This window comes from Cellulomonas pasadenensis, from assembly GCF_047229365.1.
Lineage (GTDB): Bacteria > Actinomycetota > Actinomycetes > Actinomycetales > Cellulomonadaceae > Cellulomonas.
Map to the genome: position 1 here is coordinate 1 of NZ_JBFTEP010000050.1, position 24,651 is coordinate 24,651.

Below are 24,651 nucleotides of genomic sequence, written 5' to 3' on the forward strand. Positions count from 1 at the left end.
CCTCGGTCGAGGAGGCCGTCGAGGGCGCCGACGTCGTGCTCGTCCTGACCGAGTGGGACGAGTTCCTCACCGCCGACCCCGCGACGCTCGCGCCGCTCACGGCCACGCCGCGCCTCATCGACGCCCGCGGCAAGCTCTCCGCCGACGCGTGGCGCGCCGCGGGCTGGCACTTCACGGGTCTGGGGCGCACCGCCGCCTGACCCCACCGACGCGGGCGTGCGATCCGACCTGATCCCCGCGGGGCCGGACCGCACGCCCGCCCCGACGTCCGCGTGCGCGCGCGCGTGACGCACCGAGGACCCGATCACGTGCCGGTGGTCGGGTCCTCGTGTGTGCCGGATGGTTGCCCGGGGCGCGCAGGGGGCGCCCCGGGCGACGCTCACCCGCCGAGCGCGTCGGCGACGACCTGCTTCGCCTCCTGCTGCACGCGCTCCAGGTGCTCGGGCGAGACGAACGACTCGGCGTAGATCTTGTAGACGTCCTCGGTGCCGGACGGCCGCGCGGCGAACCACGCGTTCTCGGTCGTGACCTTGAGCCCGCCGATGGACGCGTCGTTGCCGGGGGCGCTCGTGAGCCGCGCGGTGATCGGCTCGCCGGCGAGCTCGGTCGCGGTGACCTGCTCGGCGGACAGCGCCGCGAGCGTCGCCTTCTCCTCGCGCGTGGCGGGCGCGTCGACGCGCGCGTAGAACGACTCGCCGAACCGCTCGACGAGCTCGGCGTGGTGCTGCGACGGGCTGCGGCCGGTCGTCGCGAGGATCTCGGAGGCCAGCAGCGCGGGCAGGATGCCGTCCTTGTCGGTGGTCCACACCGTGCCGTCGGTGCGCAGGAACGACGCTCCGGCGGACTCCTCGCCGCCGAACCCGACCGACCCGTCGACGAGCCCGGGCACGAACCACTTGAACCCGACGGGCACCTCGAGCAGCCGCCGGCCCAGCGACGCCGCGACGCGGTCGATGAGCGACGACGAGACGAGCGTCTTGCCGATCGCCGCGCCCTCGGGCCAGCCGGGGCGCGCGCCGCCGTACAGGTAGGAGATCGCGACCGCGAGGTAGTGGTTCGGGTTCATCAGGCCGGCGTCCGGCGTGACGATGCCGTGCCGGTCGGAGTCCGCGTCGTTGCCCGTCGCGATGTCGAACGGGGCGGTGCCGCCGGCGCCGGGGCGCATGCGCTCCAGCAGGGACGCCATCGCGTACGGCGACGAGCAGTCCATGCGGATCTTGCCGTCCCAGTCGAGCGTCATGAACGACCAGCGCGGGTCGACCTCCGGGTTCACGACCGTGAGGTCGAGCCCGTACCGCTCACCGATCGCGCCCCAGTACTCGACCGACGCGCCGCCGAGCGGGTCCGCACCGATGCGCACGCCCGCCGCCCGGATCGCCTCGAGGTCCACGACGTTGGCGAGGTCGTCGACGTAGGACGACAGGTAGTCGTGCTTGCGCGTCGTCTCCGCCGCCAGCGCCTGCTCGACGCCCACGCGCGGCACGTTGCGCCAGCCGGAGCGGAGGATCTCGTTGGCGCGGTCGGCGATCCACCCGGTCGCCTCCGACCCGGCGGGGCCGCCGTGCGGCGGGTTGTACTTGAAGCCGCCGTCGCGGGGCGGGTTGTGCGACGGGGTCACGACGATGCCGTCGGCGAGGCCCGGGCCGGACGTCCGCACCCCCTCGCTCGTGCCCGCGCCGTTGTTCCGCAGGATCGCGAGCGACACGGCGGGCGTCGGCGTCCACGAGTCGCGGGCGTCCACGTGCACCTCGACGCCCGCGGCGGCGAGCACCTCGAGCGCCGTCGTCCACGCCGGCTCGGAGAGCGCGTGCGTGTCGCGGCCGATGAAGAGCGGGCCGTCGGTGCCCTGCCCGCGCCGGTACTCGACGATCGCCGCGGTGATGGCCACGATGTGCGCCTCGTTGAACGCGCCGTCGAGGGCCGAGCCGCGGTGGCCGCTCGTGCCGAACACCACCCGCTGCGCGGGATCCTCGAGGTCGGGCTCCCGGTCGTGGTACGCCGCGAGCAGGGCGTCCACGTCGACGAGGTCGGAGGGCTGGGCAGGGGTTCCGGCGCGCGGGTCCATGCCCTGATCCTCCCGTAGGGGAGGCCCGCACCGCACCCGGTCGGACCCGCTTCTCGTCACGCACGGCCTCGGTGAGACCGTCGTGCGGGGGCCGTGTCGTCCCCGCCACCGCGGTCTCACGGCCGTCGAGCCGGGTGGGGTCAGCGCTCCGCGGCCAGCGGGTCCCGCGGGACGAACCCTTGCGGCACCCGCACGCGCAGCGCGCCGGCGTCGACCTGCACGACGAGCGGCTCGTCCGGGCCGACGGTGTCGGTCAGCTCGCCGTCGACGTCGAGGCGCAGGGCGCGGTCGGTGACGACGCGGATCTCGGTGCCCGTGACGTAGCCCTTGTGCCCGAGCGGCCGCCACGGGGTCGTCGCCTGGTGCACGGCCGCGGCCATGACCGACGCCGGGTGCGCGCCGCCCAGCGCGTACGCGACGAGCAGCCGGTCGTCGATGCCGGCGTCGGCGGCGATGGCGGTGCCCGCGTGCACGCGTCCGTTGGCGACGTTGAGCTGGTGCGTGCGCACGTGCCACGTCCGGCCGTCGACGGTCACCTCCGCCTCGAACGGTCGGTGGGTCACGAGCGCCCGGGCGGCCGTCAGCGCGTACGCCGCACGGCCGAGCCGGCGCTTGAGCAGGTGCGGCGTGCGGCCCGCCACCTCCGACGACAGCCCGACGCTCACGAGGTTGGCGAACCAGTCGTCGTTCGCGCGGCCCAGGTCGACGCTCACCGTGCGTCCGTGCGCCACGACGTCGAGCGCCGCCCCGAGCCGCAGCGGCAGGCCGAGGCTGCGGCCCGTGTTGTTGGTGGTGCCGAGCGGCAGGTAGCCGAGCACGGTCCGACGGCCCGCGAGGTGGTCGACGACCGCGGCGAGCGTCCCGTCGCCCGAGCCGACGACGAGCACCTCCGGCTCGGCGGCCAGCACGCGCGGGAGCAGGTCGGGCAGCTCGGCGCCGGGGTCGCGCACCACGTGCACGTCGAGCACCCGCACGCCGCGCGCGACGAGCGCCGGCGCGATGCGGTCGTGCAGGGCGGCGCCGCGGCGCGACCGCGCGTTGACGACGACGACGGCCTCGGGCGCGCGGTCGACGCCGGGAGCGGCGGGTGCCGGTGCGCGGCGGCGGTCGACGGGCGGCACGGGACCTCCCAGGGCCAGGTGGACGTGCGTCAAGGATGCCCGAACCGTCCCCCCGCCCCCACCCCGGACCCGTGCCGTGAGACCGCCGTCGCAGGGACGTGACGTCCCCGCGGGCGCGGTCTCACGGACCGTCGTCGGACGCCGCCCGGTAGCCTCGGGCCGTGCCCGCCAACGACACCTTCGTCCTGCGTCCCTTCGAGGGCCTGCCCGGTGAGCCCGACTGGGTCGCGCTCCGCGAGCTGGTCCCCGCCGCCACCGCGACCGCCCGCACGACCACCGAGCACGGCGCCCGCGACGTCGTCGTCACGACCGTCCTGCCCAACTCCTGGCCCGCGCTGCACCGCTCCGACGGCACCGTGCTCCTCGCGCTGCAGACCGGCACGAGCTCCGGCGACGCGAGCCGCGACCTCGCCACCGCCCTGCTCATGGCGCTCGACGCCGAGCCCGGCACGGCCATCGAGACGATCGGCCTGCCGACGCCCGGCCCGCGCCTGCAGGACGTGCTCGACCTCTCCGTGCCGTTCGAGGTCACCGTCGAGGACAGCTTCGCCTACTGGCTCGACCCGACGACCGAGAAGACGTCGGAGATCGAGGCCGCGATCGAGGAGGCCGACGCCGGGATCATCGACACCCGCCGGCTCGGCGCCGTCGAGTCCGCCTACTGGTGCCGCATGGGCGCCAAGGAGTTCGTGCGCTGGGCGCAGGCGGAGGACGAGCAGGTCGTGCTCGACGGACTCGCGCGGCTGCACGGCCGGCGCGAGTCCGGCTTCGACGGCGGCCGGTTCCTCGGCTACTTCCGCACGTCGGGCATCGTCGTGCCCGTGTGGGAGCTCGCGCGCGGCTCGGAGGCCGACGACGTCGAGGCGCCGCTCGCCGCGTTCGCGCCGCGCCTCGCCGAGGCGATGGCCGACACGACCCCGCTCGACGCGAACGCCCGCCGGGCGCGCGCCGGCCTGGTCGCCCGTCAGGTGACCCTGCGCTGATGACTCCGCGCTGACACGTCCGTGACCTGCGCCTCCGTCCGGGTGGCGGCGCGGTCGCCGGGGCGGACGGGGTGCGGTCGTGAGGCGACCGCACCCCGTTCGTCGCTAGGGTGGGAGCCGTGACACCCACGGGGAGCGAGGCCGGCCGCAGCCCGGAGCAGGCCGTCGAGAGCCGCCCCCGCGGGCACCGCCAGCGCCGGCGCGTGGCCGTGATCATCCCGGCCAAGGACGAGTCGCGGCGCATCGCCGCGACGGTGCGCTCGGCGCGCGCCATCCCGCACGTCGACCTCGTGCTCGTCGTCGACGACGGGTCGGAGGACAACACGCAGCACGTCGCGCGGGAGGCCGGCGCGGTCGTCGTGCGGCACTCGCACAACCGCGGCAAGGCCGCCGCGATGGAGACGGGCGCCGCGGTCGTCGCGATGCGCGACGCGCCCGACCGGCCGCCGCGCACGCTCCTGTTCATCGACGGCGACCTCGCCGAGACCGCGGTCAACACCGCACCGCTCGTCGCGCCCGTGCTCGAGGGCGTCACGGACCTGGCGATCGCGCTGCTGCCGCCGCAGCCGGGCGCGGGCGGGCGCGGGCTCGTCGTCGGTGCGGCGCGGCGCGCGATCGTGTCGATGACGGGGTGGACGCCCACGCAGCCGCTGTCCGGCATGCGGTGCCTGACGCGCGAGGCGTTCGAGGCCGCCACGCCGCTGGCCCGCGGCTGGGGCGTCGAGGTCGGCATGACCATCGACCTGCTGCGGCAGGGCTACCGCGTCCTCGAGGTGCCGTGCGAGCTGCGGCACCGCCCGTCGGGCACCGACCTCAAGGGCCAGCTGCACCGCGCGGCGCAGTACCGCGACGTGCAGATCGCCGTCAACGCCCGCCGCGCGCGCTCGGCGGCGTCGTCGGTGCGTCGGACGCTGGGGCCGGGGGAGCGTCCGGCCCGCTGACCGCGCGCGTGCCGGCGGCCGTCGGGTCGCCGGCCGCCGGGTCGACGGGCTGCGCGGAGGGATCGTCCGCGAGGTCGCCCGCCGGGTCGTCCCCGGGGTGCGCGAGGCGCCACTGCGCCGCGGCGGCGACGAGGCACGGGACGGACACGGCGATGCCCGTGGCCAGCACGACGATCCCCGAGTCGTTCATGAGGAACCCGATGGTCAGCGCGACGCCCGTCGCGGCGACGGCCGGCTGCAGGAGCGGCACCGCCTGGCGCAGCCCGGCGAGCGGCGAGCCCTCGCCCATGATCGCGCCGCGCCGCGACCGGGGGCCGGCGAGCACGAGCCAGGTGAGCGCGACGCCGCCGATCGCGAGCACCAGGTAGCGCCAGGACGTCAGGACGCGCAGGTTCACCGAGAGCTTGCGCCACACGACGTCCCACAGCCCGCCGTCGAGCACGGTCGCGAAGAACCGGCCGAGGTGCGTGCGGTCCGCGGGCGCGCGCAGCCAGTCGAGCCAGGCGAACCCGAGCACGACGACCGTGCCGACCACGCCGACGAGCAGCACGACCTTCCACGACACGCGCCGCCCGCTGACGGCCACGGCGAGCATCGCGAACGCGACGAGGATCGCGGGCGGGCCGCCGAAGTCGGCGCCCCACTGCGGCGCGCCGTCGACGACGGCGAGCACGAGCCCGACCGCCACCACCGCCGCCACGGCGAGCCGCCGGCGGCCGGCCCGCAGCAGCGCGTCGGCGAGCACCACGGCGACGAGCACGCCCGCGGCCGTGATAAGGGCGAACGCCTGGTTGCTCATGCCGTAGAACCGCGCCGCCATGATGCGGTGCGCGCCCATCGGCGCGTCGACGACGAGCGGCGAGCCGGCGAGGGCGTCGACGACCAGTGTCACGACGGTGACGCCCGCGACCACGCCCGCCGGGCCGAGCACGTGCCGGCGCCACGGGCCCGCGAGCGCCGCCGCCGTGATCACCGCGACGAAGCCGAGCAGCGCCGCCCAGAACGCGGTCACGGGCCGGTCCGACCGCCACCACGGCACGAGCCCGACGAGGAACGACGCGACGGGTGCCGCGCCGAGCGCGAGCGAGGACACCTGCAGCACCCGCAGCGCGGGGGTGAGCGCGCGCCCGTCCCGCCGGCGGCGGCGCGTCAGGACGACCGCCGCGGCGAGGAACAGCGCCGCCTGCGCCAGCACGAGCCGGGCCGAGAACGTGCCGGACACCCGCGTGACGGCGGACGCCTCGCGCTGCGCGTCGATGAGACCGGCGACGCGCGCCCCGCCCGTCGCCGGCCCGTCGGTGGGACGCATCTCGGCACCCGGCAGCGCGGGCGCCTCGTCGAGCAGACCGAGCAGCGCGAGCAGCGTCGGCGTCACGTCGGTGGACTGCACGACGCCGGCCTGCCGCGTGGACCCGGAGGTCAGGAGGCTCTCGCCGAACGCGGGACCGTCCGGGCGGGGGCCGACCGCGGCGGCCAGCTGCAGCGCGATGCGGCCCGAGTCCGCGAGCGACACGACGAGCACGGTCGCGTCGTGCCCCGCGAGCGCGTCGAGCACCGCGCCGACGCGGGCGTCCACGGTGGCGGCCTGCTGCGCGCGCGACGGCTCGACGATGGCCTCGGAGCCGGGCAGGTCGGACACGTCCGGGGCGCCGCCGAGCGAGGTCTCCTCCTCGGGCGCCTCGTCGGCCGGGTCCGCCGTGGGGTCGGCGGACGGCAGGCGGGGCGCGGTGCCGTAGCCCGGGTCGCGGACCTGGCCGGCGTCGACGACGAGCAGGTCGGCGCCCGCGGCGTCCCGCACGAGCCGGCCGAGGGCGGCCGCCGAGGCGGGCGCGCGGACGTGCTCGCCGACGGGAAGGCCCTGCGGGTCGGCGAGCGCGATCGCCGCGCCCGGGCCGACCCCGACGGCCGTCGCGCCGGCGTCCGCGACGACGCGGCCGAACGTGCCGGGGCGTGCGCCGTACGACTCGGCGTCCGCCGCCGCGAGGTAGTCGTCCCAGCCCGGGACCACGCCCGCCTCGCCGGGGTCGCGCAGCGTGCGGCAGGTGCGGTCGTCCGCGGGAAGGTCGGCCGCGCGGGCTCCGGCGGAGACGCCGAGCCAGCCGTCCGCGGGGCAGGAGCGCGTCGCCACGGAGCGTGCCGCGACGGCGCCGACCGACCCGTCGCGGGACAGCTCCCACAGCGCCGGCGTGGTCAGCGAGCCGACGTCGTCCCAGCGCAGGCCCGTGACGCCGACGAGGACGACCGGACCCGGCACGGGCGTGTCGAGCGCGGACGTCGCGGGCGCCCCCGACGCGGCCGGTGCCGCGGCCGCGGGCGTCGCCGCGCCGACGCCCAGCACGGCCGTGAGCACGGCGAGCAGGGCGGGGACGAGGGCACGCAGGGACCGGGGCACCGCCTCAGCGTACGGGCGCGCACTACGCTCGGCGGGGCCGCACGGGCGGCCGCCACGACGATCGGGAGGGTCGATGAGCGTGCCGCGCTACGCGTACCTGGGGCCGGCCGGGACCTTCACCGAGCAGGCGCTGCGGAGCGTCGCGTCGCCGGACGAGGCGGAGTACCTGCCGCAGACCGACGTGGGCTCGGCCGTCGCGGCGGTCCGCTCGGGCGCGGCGGACTACGCCGTCGTCGCCATCGAGTCGACCGTCGAGGGCGGGGTCACCGCCACGCTGGACGCGCTGGCCACGGGTGAGCCGCTGCTCGTCCTGCGCGAGGTGCTGGTGCCCGTGCAGTTCACGCTCATCGGGGCGCCCGGCACGCGGCTGGCGGACGTCGCCCGCGTCTCGGCGCACCCGCACGCGTGGGTGCAGTGCCGCCGCTGGCTGGCGGCGCACCTGCCCGGGGCCGTGCACGTGCCCGCGACCAGCAACACCGCGCCGGCCGCCCTCCTCGTCGAGGCGCTCGCGGCCGGGGACGCCGGGGCGCTGCCGTTCGACGCGGCGCTCGTCCCGCCCGCCGCCGTCGCCACGTACGGGCTGACCCCGCTCGCCGAGGAGGTCGCCGACAACGCGTCGGCGCTGACCCGGTTCGTCGTCGTGGGCCGGCCCGGCGAGGTGCCGCCGCGCACGGGCACGGACAAGACGAGCCTCGTCGTGCACCTGCCCGACAACGAGGCGGGCGCCCTGCTCGCGATGCTCGAGCAGTTCGCCGTGCGCGGCGTGAACCTGTCCCGCATCGAGTCCCGCCCCATCGGCGACGCGCTGGGCCGGTACTCCTTCTCCATCGACGCCGAGGGGCACATCACGGACGAGCGCATGGGCGAGGCGCTCATGGGCCTGCACCGGCGCTGCCCGTACGTGCGCTTCCTCGGGTCGTACCCGCGGGCGGACGCGGTGGCGCCGACCGTGCACGTCGGCACCGCGGACGAGGACTTCGTCGAGGCACGCGCCTGGCTCTCCCGCCTCCGCCGCGGCGACACGGCCTGACGACCCGCCGGACGCACCGACCTGACCGCCTCCCGGACCGACCCACCGGTCCGGGCGCCGGCCGACGGCTGGTGCCCACCGCGGACGGGGTCCGACGTGCGGCTCGCGCGCGTCGTCCGCACGCCGGACCCCGCTCGGCGTGGACATGGCGGCGGTGGACCAGTGGCGGTGGCGGGCGGACGTGGACACGTGCGTGTGCCGCGCGCCGTCCTCGCTAGCATCGCCGCGACCACACGGGAGCCCGCACCAGCGGGCTGAGAGGACGGCTGTCGGGCCGTCGACCGTTCGAACCTGTCCGGATCATGCCGGCGTAGGGAGTGCCATGCCTGACGTGCGTCCCGTCCTGCCCACCGAGCCCGCGGCCGCGCCCGCGACGTCGTCCGCACCGACGTCGCCCGCATCCCCCGCCGCCGCACCCGCCCCCGCGGACGCCCCCGCCCCCGCGGACGCCCCGGCCCGTGCCGCCGACCCCGCGCGCGCCGCCGTGCGCGGCGGCGTCCTCGGCAACTACGTCGACCAGTTCGACATCTTCCTGCCGGTGCTCGCGCTCGCGCCCGTCGCGGCCGAGCTCTACGGCCCCCGCGCCGTCGTCACGTACGCGGGCCTCGTCTTCGTCGCGACCCTCGTCGGCCGCCCGCTGGGGGCCGCGCTGCTCGGGTCGCTCGCCGACCGGGTCGGGCGGGCCGTCGTCGCCCGGGCCAGCATGCTGGGCCTCGGGGTGACGACCCTGCTCATCGCGGCGCTGCCGGTCGCGGCGATGAGCCACGAGGCGGTGCTGCTCGCGGTGGTGGCGCTGCGGTTCGTCAGCGGCGTGCTCATCGGCGGCGGGTACACCTCGGCCGTCCCGCTCGCGATCGAGTGGTCGGCGCCGCGGCGGCGCGGATTGGTCAGCGGGGTCGTCATGGCGATGTCGCCGGCGGCCAACGCGACGATCGCGGCGCTCGTCCTGGTGCTGCTGGGCGTGCTGGGCGCCGACGGGTACGCCGCGTGGGGGTGGCGGGTGCCGTTCGTCGTCGGGGCGGTGCTCGCGTTCGCCGCGGTCGTCCACTTCCGCCGGCACGTGCGCGACACCCCGGAGCGCGCCGCGGCCGCCCCCGCCGCGCGTCCGCTGACGACCGTGCTGGTCGGCGCGGAGCGGCACCGGCTGTGGCGGCTCATGGTGCTGATGACGGGCCTGTGGCTGTTCACCACCATGGGCGTGACCGTGGTGACGTCGCAGCTCGGCGTGGTCGCCGGCCTCGACGGTGCGGCGGTGACGCGCACGATGCTCGTCGCGACGGCCGTCTCGGCGGTCGCCATGGTCGCGAGCGGGCACGCCTCGACGCGGGTGGGTCGCCGCCGGTTCCTCGCCGGGTTCGGCGTCGCCGCCGCGGCGCTCGCACCGGCGACGTACCTCGCGGCCTTCGCCGGCCCCGCGTCGCCCGGGGCCCTCGTCGCGCTGGTGACGGTGCTGCAGGTCGTGACCGTCTCGGCGTACGGCCCCATCGGCGCGTACCTCGCCGAGCGGTTCCCGCCGGCGGTGCGGTCCAGCGGCTACGGCACCGCGTACAGCCTGTCGATCGTCCTGCCGGCGCTGTACCCGTTCTGGCTGCCGCCGCTGCAGGCGGCGTCCGGCGACGTCGCGCCCGTGGCGGCGCTGCTCGCGCTCGGGGGCGTGCTCGTCGCGGTGGGCGCGGCCACGTCGCCGCAGGAGGCCATGGCCGACCCGGCGGCCGACCCGGTCTGACCGCGGACGCCCGGCTCCCTCCGGTGCCGGCGGCTCAGGCCGCCGGCACCCGCACGACGAGGGCCTGCCGGTCCACGCGCGCCTCGATCTCGGTGGCGTGCCCGACGATGTCGCCGTCGACCTGCACGGGCTCCGGCCGGCTCGCGGCGAGGTGCACCCGGCGGGCACGGGTGTGGTCGATGCGGCCGACCTTGCCGGGCAGGTCGTTGCGCACGCCGACGCCCTGCAGCGCGACCTCGCCGAACAGCTGCGCCCAGCCGGCGAGGCCGCCGCGGGTGTCGATGAGCGCGACGTCGAGCTCGCCGTCGTCGATGACCGCGTCGGGCAGCAGGGTGATGCCGCCGGGGAGCTTGCCGCAGTTGCCGATGAGCATGCTGCGCACGCGCACCGTCTCGGTCTGCCCGCCGTCGAGGCGGACCCGCAGCTTCAGGCGGCGGCCGTTGAGGTGCTTGGCACCGGCCACGAAGTAGGCCATCCAGCCCATCTTCGCCTTGAGGTCGTCGTCGGCGTCGGCGACCATCTGCGCGTCGAAGCCGAGACCGGCGATGACGAGGAAGACGTGGTCGCGCGGGTGGTCGGTGTCGTCGGGCATGTCGTCCGCGGCCTCGGCGATGTCGTCGTCCATGAGGGACTCCCACTTGACGACCTTGAGCCAGCCGACGTCGATCGGCTTGTCCTGGCCGTCGATGGCGACGCCCATCGCGGCGATCGGGTCGTTGAGCGGGATGTCGAGGTTGCGGGCGAGCAGGTTGCCCGTGCCGAGCGGCATGAGGCCCATCGGCACGCCCGTGCCGGCCAGCGCCTCCGCGACCGCACGCACGGTGCCGTCGCCGCCGACCGCGATGACGAGGTCGGCCCCCGCGGCGACGGCCTCGCGCGCCTGGCCCACGCCCGGGTCCCCCACGGTCGTCTCGAGCCACAGCGGCTCGGGCAGGTAGCGCTCCGACGCGGCCTTGTAGACGGCGGCGCGCAGGGCCGGCACGTCGGGCTTGGACGGGTTGGCGACGAACGCGACGACGCGACCCTCCCGCGGGGCGGCGGCCACCTCCTGCACCGGCTCGGCGTGGGCGAGGTCGTCGCTGCTCGCCTGGCGGCGCTGGCGCACGAACACCGTGCCGGCGAGCGCCAGCGCGAGCACCGCCAGCACGGCGGCGACGACGGAGACCCACTCGACCCAGGACATGGCGCGAACGTACCGGGGTGGCCCAGCTCCGGCGATCCGGGCGGCGGGACGGGTGGACGTCGCGTGCGTCACGCCGCGGCCGGCGCGGCCACCCGTCGCCGACGGTCGGTAGGGTCGACGCGTGATCGATCTGCGGCTCCTGCGGGAGGACCCCGATGTCGTGCGCGCCAGCCAGGTGGTGCGCGGTGAGGACCCGCACCTCGTCGACGAGGTGCTCGACGCCGACGCCCGGCGCCGCTCCGCGCTGACGGAGTTCGAGACGCTGCGCGCCGAGCAGAAGGCCCAGGGCAAGAAGGTCGCGCAGGCGTCCGGGGACGAGAAGCAGGCGCTGCTCGCGCACACCAAGCAGCTCGCGGAGCGCGTCAAGGCGCTGCAGGCCGACGCCGCCGCGGCGGAGGAGCGCGCGACCGAGCTGGCGCGGCGCATCGGCAACGTCGTCGAGGAGGGCGTGCCGGCGGGCGGCGAGGACGACTACGTCGTGCTCGAGCACGTGGGCACGCGGCGTGACCTCGCGGCCGAGTACGGGCCGGACTTCGTCGTGCGCGACCACCTCGACCTCGGCGAGGGCCTCGGCGCGATCGACACCGAGCGCGGCGCGAAGGTGTCGGGCGCCCGGTTCTACTTCCTCACCGGCATCGGCGCGCGCCTCGAGCTCGCCCTGCTCACCGCGGCCACGGACCTCGCGCTGCGCAACGGCTTCACGCCGATGATCACGCCGACGCTCGTGAAGCCCGAGATCATGGCGGGCACCGGGTTCCTCGGCGCCCACGCCGACGAGGTCTACCACCTGCCGGCCGACGACCTGTACCTCGTCGGCACGAGCGAGGTCGCGCTCGCCGGCTACCACAAGGACGAGATCCTCGACCTGTCCGCCGGCCCGCTGCGGTACGCCGGGTGGAGCGCCTGCTACCGGCGCGAGGCCGGCTCCTACGGCAAGGACACGCGCGGCATCATCCGCGTGCACCAGTTCCACAAGGTCGAGGCGTTCGTGTGGGCGCGGCCCGAGGACGCCGCCGACGAGCACCGCCGCCTGCTCGCGTGGCAGCAGGAGATGCTCGCGCTGGCGGACCTGCCGTACCGCGTCATCGACACCGCCGCGGGCGACCTCGGCTCGAGCGCGGCCCGCAAGTTCGACTGCGAGGCGTGGCTGCCCAGCCAGGAGCGGTACATGGAGGTCACCTCGACCTCGAACTGCACGACGTTCCAGGCCCGCCGGCTGGGCGTGCGCGAGCGCACCGAGGACGGCACGCGCACGGTCGCCACGCTCAACGGCACGCTCGCGACGACGCGCTGGATCGTCGCGATCCTCGAGAACCACCAGCAGGCCGACGGGTCGGTGCGCGTGCCGGAGGGGCTGCGCCCGTACCTCGGCGGCCTCGAGGTGCTCGAGCCGGTCGCCGCACGGGGGACGGCACAGGGGGCCGCACGGGAGGCGGCGCGGTGAGCCGCACGCGCCTCGTGGCGCTCGACGTCGACGGCACGCTGATGAGCTACGACGGCGTGATCTCCGCCGACGTGCGGGCGGCCGTGGCGGACCTCGTCGCGGCCGGCGTGCACGTGGTGCTCGCGACGGGCCGGTCGATCCACTCGGCCACCGAGGTCGCGCAGGACCTCGGGCTGACGGAGGGCTGGGTCGTCGGCTCCAACGGCGCCGTCACGGCACGGCTGGACCCGTCGGCGGACGGCGGGTACGACGTGGTGCACGCCGTGACGTTCGACCCCGCCCCGGCGCTGCGGACCATCGCGCTCGAGATCCCCGACGTCCTGTTCGCCGTCGAGGACCTCCGCGTCGGCTTCCGGGTGTCCCGCCCGTTCCCGGACGGCGAGCTGACGGGGGAGCAGCGCGTCGAGCCGTTCGAGCAGCTGCTGGCGACGCCGGCGACCCGCGTCGTCATCCGCAACCCCGGCGGCACGCCGGAGGAGTTCCACGAGCTGGTGGAGCGCGTCGGCCTGCACCAGGTGTCGTACGCCGTCGGGTGGAGCGCGTGGCTCGACCTGACGCCGGCCGGGGTGTCGAAGGCGAGCGCGCTCGAGGAGGTCCGGCGCGAGCTGGGCGTCGAGCCGTTCGAGACCCTCGCGGTCGGCGACGGCGAGAACGACGTGGAGATGCTGCGCTGGGCGGCGTGCGGCGTCGCGATGGGGCACGCGCTCGAGCGCGTCCGGCTGGCGGCGGACGAGGTCACGGGGACGATCGACGACGACGGTGCCGTCGCCGTCCTGCGGCGCGCCCTGGCCTGACGCCGCCCGCGCGACCTGCATCGATGCAGACGCGGGCCGCCGGTGGCCGTGCCGGGGCGTCCGAGACCCCAACCTTCCGCGCCGTGACCTGATCGTGACCGGTTCGTCAGTGTTTCGCCCTTGCAAGCGTTGCTGAAACAGACTTGTCTCGACGGAGGCCGGGCCACCACGGTCCGCCGAACGACCACGAGGACGTGGAGGTCACATGAAGCGGATCCAGCGGAGCCGCGGGCTGGCGCTCGCCGCATCGGTCGCCGGGCTCGGGCTCGTGCTCACGGCATGCTCGGGCGGTGACGGGGGCGACACGACGGGCGGCGGCGGTGACGCCGAGCCGACGTTCGACTGCGCCGACTACGAGCAGTACGGCGACCTCGAGGGGACGACGGTCTCCGTCTACACCTCGATCGTCGACCCGGAGGCCGAGGAGCAGCGGGCGTCGTACGCCCCGTTCGAGGAGTGCACCGGCGCCACCATCGACTACGAGGGCTCGCGCGAGTTCGAGGCGCAGCTGCCCGTGCGCCTGGAGGCCGGCAACGCGCCCGACATCGCGTACATCCCGCAGCCCGGCTTCCTGCGCTCGCTCGTCGAGGACTTCCCCGACGCCGTGCAGCCCGCGGGCGACGCCGTCGTCGAGAACGCGAACGAGTACTACACCGAGCAGTGGGTCGAGTACGGCACGGTCGACGGCACGCTCTACGCGACGCCGCTCGGCGCGAACGTGAAGTCCTTCGTCTGGTACTCGCCGTCGGCGTTCGAGGAGAACGGCTACGAGGTCCCGACGACGTGGCAGGAGCTGCTCGACCTGACCGACCAGATGGTCGAGGACAACCCCGACGTCAAGCCGTGGTGCGCGGGCATCGAGTCCGGCGACGCCACCGGCTGGCCGGCCACCGACTGGCTCGAGGACGTCGTCCTGCGCACCGCGGGCCCCGACGTGTACGACCAGTGGGTCAACCACGAGATCCCCTTCGACGACCCGCAGATCGTGGCGGCGCTCGAGGAGGTCGGCGGCATCCTCAAGAACGAGGACTACGTCAACGGCGGCCTCGGCGACGTCGCGTCCATCGCGTCCGCGCCGTGGAACGAGTCGGCCAACGGCATCCCCGACGGGACCTGCCAGCTGCACCGCGCCGCGAACTTCTACCAGGCCAACTGGGACGAGGGCCTCGAGGTCGCGGAGGACGGCGACGTCTACGCGTTCTACCTGCCGGGCGCGTCGGAGGACGACAAGCCGCTGCTCGGCGGCGGCGAGTTCGTCACCGCCTTCTCGGACCGCGAGGAGGTGCAGGCCTTCCACGCGTACCTGTCGAGCCCGCAGTGGGCCAACGCCAAGGCGGAGGTGACGGGCCAGGGCTGGATCAGCGCGAACAACGGCCTCGACCCCGAGCTGCTGCAGTCGTCGATCGACCAGCTGTCGTTCGACCTGCTGACGGACGAGTCGTACACGTTCCGGTTCGACGGCTCGGACCAGATGCCCGGGTCCATCGGCACCGGCTCGTTCTGGCGCGAGATGGTCGCGTGGATCAGCCCGGGGCAGGACTCGCAGACCACCCTCTCGAACATCGAGGCGGACTGGCCCAGCAGCTGACCCGACGCGGCAGCTGACTCCAGCAGCGCGCACGTGGTGGGGGTCGCCGGTCAGGCGGCCCCCACCACGACGTCCCGCACCCGCCGGCGCGGGTGCCCGCCGACCACCGCTGACCGGTCGCCGCCGACCGGCACGACGAGGGGATGACCACCGTGGACTGGTTGCTCCAGCCCGACACGACCGCCGAGAAGCTCACGCTGATGGTCATCGCCATCGTGCTCTTCGTCGTCGTGATGGGCGCGATCCTGCTGGGCATCGACCGCCTGAGGCGCGCCCCCACGTGGGTCGTCGTGCTCGGCTTCCTCGGCCCGACGCTGCTGTTCCTCGCGTTCGGCCTGCTCTACCCCGGCCTGCGCACGGTGTGGAACTCGTTCCGGGACGGGCGCGGGCGCACCTTCGTCGGCGCCGACAACTACGTCACGGCCTTCACGGACGGGCAGTTCCAGGTCGTCCTGCGCAACACCGCGCTCTGGGTCGTGCTGGTGCCGCTGCTGGCGACGCTCTTCGGCCTCGTCTACGCCGTGCTCGTCGACCGCACGCGGTTCGAGTACGTCGCGAAGACGCTGATCTTCCTGCCGATGTCGATCTCCCTCGTGGGGGCGTCGATCATCTGGAAGTTCGTGTACGAGTACAAGCCGGTGCAGGGCAACATCCAGCAGACCGGCCTGCTCAACCAGGTGCTCGTGTGGCTGGGCATGGAACCGCAGCAGTTCCTCCAGGACCAGCCGTGGAACAACATCTTCCTCATCGTCGTCATGGTCTGGATCCAGGCCGGCTTCGCGATGACGGTGCTGTCCGCGGCGGTCAAGGCCATCCCCGACGACATCGTCGAGGCGGCGCGGCTCGACGGCCTGCACGGGCTCGGCATGTTCCGGTACATCACGGTGCCGTCGATCCGGCCGGCGCTCGTCGTCGTCGTCACGACCATCGCGATGGCGACCCTCAAGGTCTTCGACATCGTGCGCACCATGACCGGCGGGAACTTCAACACGTCGGTCGTCGCGTACGAGTTCTACACGCAGAGCTTCACGGCACGGAACCAGGGCCTCGGCGCCGCCCTCGCGGTCATCCTCTTCGTGCTCGTCATCCCGATCATCGCGTACAACGTGCGGCAGCTGAAGCTCGCGGAGGAGATCCGATGACCGCCATCCCGCCGACGACGCTCACCGACCCGACCGAGGTCGACACCCGCAAGGTGCGGGGGCTGACCCGCGCCGAGCAGCGCGCGATCGCCGCGAAGGGGCGGCTGAGCTCGCCGTGGGCGTCGGGCATCGCGATCGTGCTGGCGATCCTGTGGACCGTGCCGACGTTCGGCCTGCTCGTCACGTCGTTCCGCCCCCGCTCCGAGATCCGCGGCTCGGGCTGGTGGACGTTCCTGCAGAACCCGGCGGCGACGCTCGAGAACTACAGCGAGGTGCTGTTCGGGTCGTCCACGAGCTTCGCGACGTTCTTCGTCAACTCGGTCGTCATCACGCTGCCCGCGGTCGTCATCCCCATCTCGCTGGCGCTCCTCGCGGCGTACGCGTTCGCGTGGATCCCGTTCCGCGGCCGCGAGGTGCTGTTCGTCGCGGTGTTCGCCCTCCAGGTCGTGCCTATCCAGGTCACCCTGCTGCCCCTGCTGCAGCAGTACGTGTCGTGGGGGCTCGCCGGCTCGTTCTGGGTCGTGTGGCTGTCGCACTCGATCTTCGCGCTGCCGCTCGCGATCTACCTGCTGCACAACTTCATGAAGGACATCCCCGCGTCGCTGGTCGAGGCGGCGCGCGTCGACGGCGCCGGGCACGTGACGGTGTTCTTCCGGGTGCTGCTGCCGCTGCTGACGCCCGCCATCGCGTCCTTCGGCATCTTCCAGTTCCTGTGGGTGTGGAACGACCTGCTCGTCGCGCTCGTGTTCGTCGGCGGCACCACCGACGTCGCACCGCTGACCGTGCGCATCGCCGAGCTCGCCGGCACGCGCGGGTCGCAGTGGCACCTGCTGTCCGCCGGCGCGTTCGTCGCGATGGTCGTGCCCCTCGTCGTGTTCCTCGCGCTGCAGCGGTACTTCGTGCGCGGGCTCCTCGCGGGGTCCGTCAAGGGGTGACGGCGGCGGGCGCGCGTAGCCTGACCGCGTGCCCGCCCCGCTCCTGTTCGTCGTCTCCGGGCTGACGCAGTACGTCGGGGCCGCGCTCGCGGTCGGGCTGTTCGCCGTGCTGCCCGCCGGCGTCGTCGCGTGGCTGCGCATCGCCGTGTCGGCGCTCGTGCTGCTCGCGTGGCGCCGGCCGTGGCGCGAGCGGAGCCTGTGGGAACGGGGCCGGCTGGGCGTCACCGTGGCGTTCGGCGTGGTGCTCGCCCTGATGAACGTCGCGTTCTACGTCGCGATCGAGCACCTGCCGCTCGGCACCGCCGTCGCCCTCGAGTTCCTCGGGCCCGTCGCCGTCGCGGCCGTCACGGGCACCGGCTGGCGCGACCGGTCGGCGATCGCGGTCGCCGCCGTCGGCGTCGTCCTGCTCGCCGGCGTCAGCCTCGACACCGGCCCCGGCGCCGTGACGGGGCTCGTGGCGATCGGCGTGTCCGCGGTCTGCTGGGCGGCGTACATCCTGCTCGGCCGCCGCGTCGCGCGGGCCGGCACGCCCGGCGCCAGCGGGCTCGCGGTCGCGATGACCGCCGGCGCGGTCGTGCTCGCGCCGTTCCTCGCCGGGGGAGCGGGCCCCGCGCTCGCGGACGCGCGGCTCGCGGCGCTCGTCGTCGCGATCGCCGTGTGCTCGTCCGTCGTGCCCTACGCGCTCGAGCAGGTGGTGCTGCGGCGCGTCACCGCCGCGACGTTCGCGGTGCTCCTCGCGCTGCTGCCCGCGACCGCGGCCGTCGTCGGCGCCGTCGTCCTGCGGCAGTGGCCGCACGGGCTCGAGCTGGTCGGGCTGCTGCTCGTCTCGGGCGCGATCGCGCTCACCGCCCGGTCGGGCGCGGAGGAGCCGGCCGAGGCCGCGCCGCCGCCCGCGCCCTGACCGCGGTCCGGGGTGCCGTCAGAGGTACTGGCCGGGCGTCGGCCGGACGTCCTCGCCGCCCTCGCCGTGCGGCGCCGGCATCGCGAACGGCCCACCCGGGCCGGGCGGGCGCGCACCCGGCGGCAGCGCGCGGCGCATCTGCGAGAGCTGCGCCTGGGCCGCCATCTGCTGCGCCACGAGCGCCGTCTGGATGCCGTGGAACAGCCCCTCGAGCCAGCCGACGAGCTGCGCCTGCGCGACGCGCAGCTCGGCGTCCGACGGGGCCGCGTCCTCCGAGAACGGCAGCGCGATGCGCCGCAGCTCGTCGACCAGCTCGGGGGACAGGCCGTCCTCCAGCTCGTGCAGCGAGCGCTCGTGGATGTCGGCGAGCCGCGCCCGGGCCGCGTCGTCGAGCGGCGACGCGCGCACCTCGTCCAGCAGCTGCTTGATCATCGTCCCGATCCGCATGACCTTGGCCGGCTGCTCGACGAGGCCGGCGACGTCCTCGCGGCGGCCGTCGACCTCCGCGTCGCCGTCGGGCCCGGCCGGCTCGCCGCCGGCGGGGACCACGACCACGCGCGGGCGGTCGTCGGCGGGGTCGTCGTGACGGCGGTCCTCGTCGTGCTGCGTCTGGTCCATCCTCGGCATTCTGGTCGAGGCCTCCGGCACCCGCAGCCCGGTCGCCGCCGCCGGTCCCGCCACGGCCCGTCCCGCCACCGCCCGTCCCGCCGCCGGTCTCCCGTCGTCCCCCCGCCACGGTCGCCGTCCGAACCGGCTGTCGTGCAGCCGTCGGCTTCCCGCGTGCTGCCGAAGGGCCGGGTCGACGCGGTCCGGCGGCGTCTGCTGGCTAGGCTGGCGGGCATGGCGTGGCTGAGCACCCCGGCGCATCACCGTTGGCTCGAGGCGGAGGCCGACCGGCTCTGGGAGTTCGGGCGCGCGTCCCGCGTGCCGACGGGCGGGTTCGCCCGCCTCGACGAGCAGGGCCGCCCCGAGGACGGAGCGCTCGAGCTGTGGGTGACGTGCCGCATGACGCACGTGTACGCGCTCGCGCACCTCGCCGGCCGACCCGGCTCCGCCGCGCTCGTCGACCACGGCCTCGCCGCCCTCACGGGCCTGTTCCACGACGCCGAGCACGGCGGCTGGTACGCGGAGGTCGAGCGCGACGGCACGCCGCGTGACGACGAGAAGGCGGCCTACCCGCACGCGTTCGTGGTGCTCGCGACGGCGAGCGCCACCGCGGCCGGACGGCCGGGCGCGCGCGAGCTGCTCGACGAGGCGCTCGCCGTGCAGGAGCGGCACTTCTGGGACGACGCGGCCGGCATGGCCGTCGAGGCGTGGGACCGCACGTTCACCGACCTCGACCCGTACCGCGGGGTCAACGCGAACATGCACACCGTGGAGGCGTACCTGACGGCCGCCGACGTCACGGGGGACCGGCGCTGGCTGGACCGCGCCGCCCGGGTCGTCGAGCGGGTGGTGCACGGCTTCGCCGCCGGCAACGGCTGGCGCATCCCCGAGCACTTCGACGCCACGTGGACGCCGGACCTCGAGTACAACGCCGACACGCCCGCGCACCCGTTCCGCCCGTACGGCGCCACGATCGGGCACTGGTTCGAGTGGGCGCGCCTCACCCTGCACACGCGCGCGGCGCTCGCCGCGGCCGGTGACGACACCCCCGCCTGGCTGCTCGACGACGCGGTGGCCCTGTTCGACGCCGGCGTCCGCGAGGGCTGGGCCGTCGACGGCGCTCCCGGCTTCGTCTACACGGTGGACTGGGAGGGCCGCCCGGTCGTGCGCGAGCGCATGCACTGGGTCGCGGCCGAGGCGGTCGCCGCGGCCGCCGCGCTCGCGCACGCGACGGGGGAGCGGCGGTTCGACGACCTCTACACGCAGTGGTGGGAGTACGCCGGGACGTACGTGCTCGACCGCGAGAACGGGTCGTGGTGGCACGAGCTCGGCACCGACAACCGGGTCTCGCGCACCGTCTGGGCCGGCAAGGCCGACCTCTACCACGCGGTGCAGGCCACGCTCGTGCCGCGCCTGCCGCTCACGCCCGTGCTCGCACCGGCGCTCGCGGCGGGCCTGCTGGCCTGACGCCCGCTCGGGCGCGCGGCGTCAGGGCTCGAGCAGCACCTTCCCGAAGACGTCGCCGGACGCCAGCAGGCGGTGCGCCTCGGCGGCCTCGGCCAGCGGCAGGCGCGCGTGCACGACCGGCGCGAGGCGGCCGTCGGTCAGCATCGGCCACACGTGCTCCGCGACCTCGGCGAGGATCGCGTCCTTCTGCGCCGCCGGGCGGTCGCGCAGCGTCGTCCCGATCACGGACGCGCGCCGGGCCATGAGCGCGGACAGGTCCAGCTCGCCCCGCCGTCCCTGCTGGAGCCCGATGACGACGAGCCGCCCGCCCTCGGCGAGCGCCGCCACGTTGGCGCCGAGCGCACCCCCGCCGAGCACGTCGAGGACGACGTCGACCCCCCGGCCGTCGGTCGCCGCCCGCAGCCGGTCCGCGACGTCGCCCGCGCGGTGGTCGACGACGACGTCCGCACCCAGCGCCGCCACGCGCGCACACCGCTCCGGCCCGCCGGCGGTGGCCACGACCCGGGCGCCGAGGGCGCGACCGACCTGGACGGCCACCGACCCGACGCCGCCGGAACCGCCGTGCACGAGCACCGTCTCGCCGGGCGCCAGGCGCGCGGCGCGCAGGTTCGACCAGACGGTCGCGACGGCCTCGGGCAGGCCGCCCGCGTCCACGAGCGCTACCGCCTCGGGCACCCGCAGCGCGTGGGTTCCCGCCACGATCACCCGTTCGGCGTAACCTCCGCCGGCGAGGAGGGCCGCCACCCGGTCGCCGACCCGCCACGGGACGCCTGCCGGGTCCACCGGGGCCGAGCCGGGGGCGGCGCCCGCGGGGGCTGCGAACCCCGTCACGACGCCGGACACCTCGAGACCCGGCCAGGCGGGCGCACCGGGCGGGGGCGGGTAGCGGCCCTCGCGTTGCAGCAGGTCAGCGCGGTTCACGCCCGCGGCGGCGACCTCGACGAGCAGCTCGCCCGGCGCCGGTGACGGCTCCGGCACGTCCCGCACCTGCAGCACCTCGGGCCCGCCGGGCCTCGTCACGACGACGGCTCGCACGCCGCCGAGCCTAGGTCGCAGGCCTCGTCACGGCCCGTCGTGGCCGTGCGCGACCGCCGCGTCGGCGCGGGCGATTCGCGCGGTACGTGCCGTATCGGACCGGGTGAGTCCCGTGGCAAACTCTGCGCCGGGCTAATGGTCCGCTGTCCAGGTACCGATGAGACGCAGACGGCAGTCACCCGACGTGCCGGCGCGACTCGCCAGACGGTGCGTCCGCGAGAGCGTCCGACGTCGGGCGAGAGGAAAGGATCGACATGCTGCGACGGCTCGGCATCCGTGCCAAGGTCCTGGCGGTCCTCGCCGTGCCCATGATCGTCCTCCTGGCTGCCGGCGCGTTCATCTCGAACAACGCCCTCCAGGACCTGCGCTACGCCCGCGCCTCGCAGCAGGTGGTCCGCACGCTCGACGCGCTGGCGCCGCTCTCCGCGGCCCTCCAGCAGGAGCGGACCATCTCGTTGACGGGCGGCAGCGCGGAGCAGATCGCCGCGGCACGTCAGGAGACCGACAAGGCCCTCGCCGCGACGCGGGAGGTGACGGCGGAGCTCGACCTGAGCCAGTTCCCGCCCTCCGTCGTGCGCGAGTTCCAGGAGGTCCAGGACGCGTTCGCCGTCGCGCTGCCGCAGCTGCGGACCCGCGTCGACGAGAGCGCCCAGCGCACGGTCCTCAAGAGCGCGTTCAAGCTCAACATCGACGGCCAGCTCCGCGTCCTCGAGGGCGTCGCGAACTCGCTCCGCGACCGCGAGCTCGCGCAGTACATCACCGCCACCCGGGACACGGGGGTCCTCGTCGACGCGCTGGTGACCGAGTACATCGCCGGTGTCGAGCTCCTCAACGCCGTCACGGACAGCCCCGCGGCCTCCCGCACGTTCCAGGGCCTCACCGCCGCGACGGAGCTCGCCCGTGAGCGCGCCCGCGCCTCCGTGGGCAACCTCGATCTCGACGGCGTGGCGGTCTCCAGCGGCGACCCGACCCCGACGCTCCTCGCGCAGCGCTCGCTGTTCCAGCAGGGCAACGTCGCCGCGGTGTCGTCCATCGACCCGGCGGCGTGGCTCGGCCAGACGCAGGCGCAGCTCGACATGCTCAGCGGCGTCAACGACGGCGTGCTCGCCGGCGCCGACGTCCGCGCCGCCCAGGCCGTGGGCGACGCCCGCGACACCGCGCTCCTCACGATCGCGCTCGCCGTGCTCGCCGCCGTCGCCTCGCTGCTGTTCGCCACGTTCGTCGCCCGCGGCATCGTCGTCCCGCTGCGCCGTCTGACCAGCGCCGCCGCCGACGTCCGCGAGCAGCTGCCCCGGCTCGTCGAGCAGGTGGCGGTCCCCGGTGAGGGGCCCGAGATCCAGCTCGCCCCGATCCCCGTGACGTCGAGCGACGAGATCGGCCGCCTCGCCGCCGCGTTCAACGCGGTGAACGCGCAGACCGTCACCGTCGCGCAGGAGCAGGCCGCCCTCCGTGGCTCCATCGCGGAGATGTTCGTCAACGTCGCCCGCCGCGACCAGGTCCTGCTCAACCGGCAGCTGTCCTTCATCGACTCGCTCGAGCGGGCCGAGGAGGACCCGGGGACCCTGGCGAACCTGTTCCGCCTCGACCACCTCGCCACCCGGATGCGCCGCAACGCGGAGTCCCTCCTCGTCCTCGCGGGCATCGACTCCGGCCGTCGTCTGCGCGACGCGATGCCGCTCTCCGACGTCATCCGCACCGCCTCGTCCGAGATCGAGCAGTACGACCGCGTCGAGCTCGACCTGCAGGTCGACCCGCACATGCTCGGCTTCAACGCCCTGTCCGCCGCCCACCTGCTCGCCGAGCTCCTCGAGAACGCCACGGTGTTCTCCGAGCCGGAGACGCCGGTCGTCGTCAGCACGGGCGTCAGCGGCGCCTCGGTCGTCGTGCGCATCACCGACCAGGGCCTCGGCATGACCGAGGCCGAGATGGACGCGGCGAACCACAAGATCGCGTCCGTCTCCGCGAGCGACGCCCTCGGCGCGCAGCGCCTCGGCCTCTTCGTCGTCGGCCGCATCGCCCAGCGCCTCGGCGCCGAGGTCACGCTGCGCAAGCGGCCCTCCGGCACCGGCACCGACGCGCTCGTGCTCTTCCCGAGCACCCTGTTCTCGGCCAACGAGGTCGGCGGCTTCGGAGCCGCGCCGCTCGCCCCGGCGTCGTCCGCCATGGCACCGGTCGCCGAGATCGAGGCGCCGGAGGTCCGCGAGGTCGACCTCGCCGGGCTCACCGACGGCGAGACGTCGCTCGGCCTGCCCCGCCGCCGGCGGGGTGACGACAGCGCCGCGACGCCCGTCGCGCCGTCCGCGCCCTCGGCGCCGGCCCCCGACGACGCGCCGATCCCGGTGCCGAGCGTCGGCGGCAACGGCCTGCCCACGCGGTCGCGCAAGACGTTCGACGAGGACAACATCGTCCTCCCCGAGGCGCCCGAGGCCCGGCTGTCGCCGGAGCTGTCCGTGGGCGGCGGCGACTGGGCCCCGGCGGTCCCGGCGGCGCCCCGCGCGCTCGGCGGCCTCCCCAGCCGCACCCGTGCCTCGACGTCCGCGTGGGCCGCGCCGCAGGCGCAGGACGACGCGCAGCAGGCCGCCCCGGCGGACCCCGCGACGCGCGCCGGCCTGTTCTCCGGCTTCCGCAACCGCGAGGCGCTCGTCACGACGTCGTCGGACGAGCAGCCCGCAGAGGCCGCACCGGCCGCGTTCCACGTGCCGGGCCTCGTGCCCGACGAGGACGCGTCGGCGTCCGCACCGTCGTCCGACGGCGGCTGGCCCGTGCCCTCGTGGCGCGAGCCCGCGCAGGACGCCACGCCGCTGCCCGGCCGCACCGGGGACGGCCTGCCGTCGCGCACCTCCGCCGCCCCGCAGGACGCCACGAGCGCGATCGCGCCCTGGGCGGCCGAGGCGGAGCAGGACGAGGAGCAGACCTGGGGTCAGCCGGAGCAGCAGCCGTGGGCCCAGCAGGCCGAGGCCGAGCAGCCGTGGACCCAGCAGGCCGAGGCCGAGCAGCCGTGGGCCCAGCAGGCCGAGGCCGAGCAGCCGTGGGCCCCGCAGCAGGAGCAGCAGCCGTGGGTCCAGCCCGAGGCCGCACAGGAGCCGTGGGCTCCCGCGCAGGCCGAGGAGCAGCAGCCGTGGGCTCCGGCGCAGGCGGAGGAGCAGCCGTGGGCTCCGGCGCAGGCGGAGGAGCAGCAGCCGTGGGCTCCGGCGCAGGCGGAGGAGCAGCCGTGGGCCCCCGCGCAGGCGGAGGAGCAGCAGCCGTGGGCTCCGGCGCAGGCGGAGGAGCAGCCGTGGGCCCCCGCGCAGGCGGAGGA

The 24,651-nt window shown here is 75.5% G+C and carries 19 protein-coding genes and 1 riboswitch; of the genes, 13 read left to right on the top strand and 6 right to left on the bottom strand.

Features of this window, described 5'->3' with window-relative positions; genetic code table 11:
• Positions 1-200 (top strand): UDP binding domain-containing protein (locus AB6N23_RS09140; protein ID WP_412865772.1); only part of this gene is annotated, 200 nt, incomplete at its 5' end.
• A 179-nt stretch (positions 201-379) separates the two neighbouring features.
• Here the strand turns inward: AB6N23_RS09140 and pgm are convergent.
• Entirely contained in the window at positions 380-2,065 is a 1,686-nt protein-coding gene (pgm, locus tag AB6N23_RS09145; protein WP_412865773.1) for a phosphoglucomutase (alpha-D-glucose-1,6-bisphosphate-dependent), read from the bottom strand.
• Between the two features lie 140 nt (positions 2,066-2,205).
• On the bottom strand, positions 2,206-3,186 hold the full coding sequence (locus AB6N23_RS09150) for a diacylglycerol/lipid kinase family protein (protein WP_412865774.1): 981 nt from the start codon (positions 3,184-3,186) through the stop codon (positions 2,206-2,208).
• Between the two features lie 161 nt (positions 3,187-3,347).
• On the opposite strand from AB6N23_RS09150, the gene AB6N23_RS09155 reads away from it, so the two are divergent.
• Together AB6N23_RS09155 and AB6N23_RS09160 are read left to right on the top strand one after the other, a co-directional pair.
• Entirely contained in the window at positions 3,348-4,169 is an 822-nt protein-coding gene (locus AB6N23_RS09155) for a DUF5926 family protein (RefSeq protein WP_412865775.1), read from the top strand.
• Positions 4,170-4,288: 119 nt separating this feature from the next.
• Complete coding sequence (locus AB6N23_RS09160) at positions 4,289-5,110, top strand: glycosyltransferase family 2 protein (protein ID WP_412865776.1); 822 nt, start codon at positions 4,289-4,291, stop codon at positions 5,108-5,110.
• On the opposite strand, the gene AB6N23_RS09165 is transcribed toward AB6N23_RS09160, so the two are convergent.
• Positions 5,034-7,502: a hypothetical protein gene (locus AB6N23_RS09165; RefSeq protein ID WP_412865777.1), complete on the bottom strand. Its 2,469-nt coding sequence runs from the start codon at positions 7,500-7,502 to the stop codon at positions 5,034-5,036. The two genes, AB6N23_RS09160 and AB6N23_RS09165, sit on opposite strands and share 77 nt — an antisense overlap.
• Before the next feature lie 73 nt (positions 7,503-7,575).
• On the opposite strand from AB6N23_RS09165, the gene pheA reads away from it, so the two are divergent.
• Positions 7,576-8,532 (top strand): prephenate dehydratase, encoded by a 957-nt coding sequence (gene pheA / locus AB6N23_RS09170; RefSeq protein WP_412865778.1) that lies wholly within the window; start codon positions 7,576-7,578, stop codon positions 8,530-8,532.
• A 223-nt stretch (positions 8,533-8,755) separates the two neighbouring features.
• Positions 8,756-8,866, top strand: a riboswitch (TPP riboswitch).
• Positions 8,855-10,258 carry an MFS transporter gene (locus AB6N23_RS09175; RefSeq protein WP_412865779.1) on the top strand — a complete coding sequence of 468 codons (1,404 nt, stop codon included), beginning with the start codon at positions 8,855-8,857 and terminating at the stop codon, positions 10,256-10,258. Its footprint overlaps the riboswitch before it by 12 nt.
• Positions 10,259-10,292: 34 nt before the next feature.
• Here AB6N23_RS09175 and AB6N23_RS09180 read toward each other — a convergent pair whose 3' ends face one another.
• Positions 10,293-11,441: a diacylglycerol/lipid kinase family protein gene (locus AB6N23_RS09180; protein ID WP_412865780.1), complete on the bottom strand. Its 1,149-nt coding sequence runs from the start codon at positions 11,439-11,441 to the stop codon at positions 10,293-10,295.
• Positions 11,442-11,562: 121 nt separating this feature from the next.
• On the opposite strand from AB6N23_RS09180, the gene serS reads away from it, so the two are divergent.
• The 6 genes from serS to AB6N23_RS09210 all read left to right on the top strand — a co-directional run bounded on the left by serS (position 11,563) and on the right by AB6N23_RS09210 (position 18,245).
• Positions 11,563-12,885 carry a serine--tRNA ligase gene (serS, locus tag AB6N23_RS09185; RefSeq protein ID WP_412865781.1) on the top strand — a complete coding sequence of 441 codons (1,323 nt, stop codon included), beginning with the start codon at positions 11,563-11,565 and terminating at the stop codon, positions 12,883-12,885.
• Positions 12,882-13,679 (top strand): HAD family hydrolase, encoded by a 798-nt coding sequence (locus AB6N23_RS09190; protein WP_412865782.1) that lies wholly within the window; start codon positions 12,882-12,884, stop codon positions 13,677-13,679. The genes serS and AB6N23_RS09190 overlap by 4 nt, the downstream gene beginning before the upstream one ends.
• Before the next feature lie 205 nt (positions 13,680-13,884).
• Entirely contained in the window at positions 13,885-15,267 is a 1,383-nt protein-coding gene (locus tag AB6N23_RS09195; protein ID WP_412865783.1) for an ABC transporter substrate-binding protein, read from the top strand.
• Positions 15,268-15,410: 143 nt separating this feature from the next.
• Positions 15,411-16,409, top strand: coding sequence for a carbohydrate ABC transporter permease (locus tag AB6N23_RS09200; RefSeq protein WP_412865784.1), 999 nt, complete (start codon positions 15,411-15,413; stop codon positions 16,407-16,409).
• Positions 16,406-17,344 carry a carbohydrate ABC transporter permease gene (locus AB6N23_RS09205; protein WP_412865785.1) on the top strand — a complete coding sequence of 313 codons (939 nt, stop codon included), beginning with the start codon at positions 16,406-16,408 and terminating at the stop codon, positions 17,342-17,344. The genes AB6N23_RS09200 and AB6N23_RS09205 overlap by 4 nt, the downstream gene beginning before the upstream one ends.
• A 28-nt stretch (positions 17,345-17,372) precedes the next feature.
• Positions 17,373-18,245 (top strand): EamA family transporter, encoded by an 873-nt coding sequence (locus AB6N23_RS09210; RefSeq protein ID WP_412865786.1) that lies wholly within the window; start codon positions 17,373-17,375, stop codon positions 18,243-18,245.
• 18 nt (positions 18,246-18,263) lie between these two features.
• Here AB6N23_RS09210 and AB6N23_RS09215 read toward each other — a convergent pair whose 3' ends face one another.
• The gene (locus AB6N23_RS09215; protein WP_412865790.1) at positions 18,264-18,872 is read right to left on the bottom strand and encodes a bacterial proteasome activator family protein; all 609 of its coding nucleotides are present in this window, start codon (positions 18,870-18,872) and stop codon (positions 18,264-18,266) included.
• Positions 18,873-19,085: 213 nt separating this feature from the next.
• On the opposite strand from AB6N23_RS09215, the gene AB6N23_RS09220 reads away from it, so the two are divergent.
• Positions 19,086-20,318, top strand: a complete 1,233-nt coding sequence (locus tag AB6N23_RS09220; RefSeq protein WP_412865787.1) for an AGE family epimerase/isomerase — start codon at positions 19,086-19,088, stop codon at positions 20,316-20,318.
• A 21-nt stretch (positions 20,319-20,339) separates the two neighbouring features.
• Here AB6N23_RS09220 and AB6N23_RS09225 read toward each other — a convergent pair whose 3' ends face one another.
• The gene (locus AB6N23_RS09225; protein WP_412865788.1) at positions 20,340-21,353 is read right to left on the bottom strand and encodes an NAD(P)H-quinone oxidoreductase; all 1,014 of its coding nucleotides are present in this window, start codon (positions 21,351-21,353) and stop codon (positions 20,340-20,342) included.
• A gap of 254 nt (positions 21,354-21,607) precedes the next feature.
• Here AB6N23_RS09225 and AB6N23_RS09230 point away from each other — a divergent pair.
• The coding region (locus AB6N23_RS09230) for a sensor histidine kinase (protein WP_412865789.1) at positions 21,608-24,651 on the top strand (3,044 nt) is incomplete at its 3' end.

Coding starts and splice junctions, on each gene's coding strand:
- pgm (WP_412865773.1), bottom strand. CDS start 2,065: ATGGACCCGCGCGCCGGAACCCCTGCCCAGCCCTCCGACCTCGTCGAC.
- pheA (WP_412865778.1), top strand. CDS start 7,576: ATGAGCGTGCCGCGCTACGCGTACCTGGGGCCGGCCGGGACCTTCACC.
- AB6N23_RS09175 (WP_412865779.1), top strand. CDS start 8,855: ATGCCTGACGTGCGTCCCGTCCTGCCCACCGAGCCCGCGGCCGCGCCC.
- AB6N23_RS09180 (WP_412865780.1), bottom strand. CDS start 11,441: ATGTCCTGGGTCGAGTGGGTCTCCGTCGTCGCCGCCGTGCTGGCGGTG.
- AB6N23_RS09195 (WP_412865783.1), top strand. CDS start 13,885: ATGAAGCGGATCCAGCGGAGCCGCGGGCTGGCGCTCGCCGCATCGGTC.
- AB6N23_RS09200 (WP_412865784.1), top strand. CDS start 15,411: ATGACCACCGTGGACTGGTTGCTCCAGCCCGACACGACCGCCGAGAAG.
- AB6N23_RS09205 (WP_412865785.1), top strand. CDS start 16,406: ATGACCGCCATCCCGCCGACGACGCTCACCGACCCGACCGAGGTCGAC.
- AB6N23_RS09215 (WP_412865790.1), bottom strand. CDS start 18,872: ATGCCGAGGATGGACCAGACGCAGCACGACGAGGACCGCCGTCACGAC.
- AB6N23_RS09220 (WP_412865787.1), top strand. CDS start 19,086: ATGGCGTGGCTGAGCACCCCGGCGCATCACCGTTGGCTCGAGGCGGAG.